The organism is Halomonas jincaotanensis, from assembly GCF_018448785.1.
In the GTDB taxonomy this organism is placed as follows: Bacteria; Pseudomonadota; Gammaproteobacteria; order Pseudomonadales; family Halomonadaceae; genus Halomonas; species Halomonas jincaotanensis.
The window spans coordinates 1-533 of record NZ_JAHCLU010000059.1; the positions used below are offsets into that span (position 1 = coordinate 1).

A 533-nucleotide genomic window follows, 5' to 3' on the forward strand; every position below is an offset into this window, starting at 1 on the left:
TACGAGTCCCTGGTGCAGGCGTTCCGCCACTTCGGCGGCGTGCCGCGCACGGTACTGGTCGACAACCAGAAGGCGGCGGTGCTCAAGCAGGACCGTGACCACCGGGTGATCTTCAACGCCGGTTTCCTGCAACTGGCCAACCATTACGGCTTCGCGCCCAAGGCGTGCCGCCCGCAGCGCCCGCGCACCAAGGGCAAGACTGAGCGCATGGTGGGCTATGTGAAGCAGCACTTCTTCCAGCGCTACCGAGCGTTCGAGAGCGTTGCCCATCTCAATCGGCTGCTGTTGCTATGGCTTGCACGCGTGGCCGATCAGCGGCCGTTACGCCAGTTCCGTCAAACCCCGGCCGAGCGCTTTACCGCCGACATCGAAGCACTCCAGGCGCTGCCGGCCACGGACTTCGATACCCGCTACCACGACCTGCGCCAGGTTGGCTGGGACGGGTATATCGATTTCCGTGGCAACCGCTACAGCGTGCCCGATAGCTACTGCGGCCAGGCGGTGGTGATCCGCCTGAGCCTGGACGACGAACT

General features: G+C 64.7%; 1 protein-coding gene. It reads left to right on the forward strand.

The window, feature by feature from the left end:
• On the forward strand, nt 1-533 hold a 533-nt coding region (locus tag KG088_RS19450), incomplete at both ends, for a Mu transposase domain-containing protein (RefSeq protein WP_213828276.1).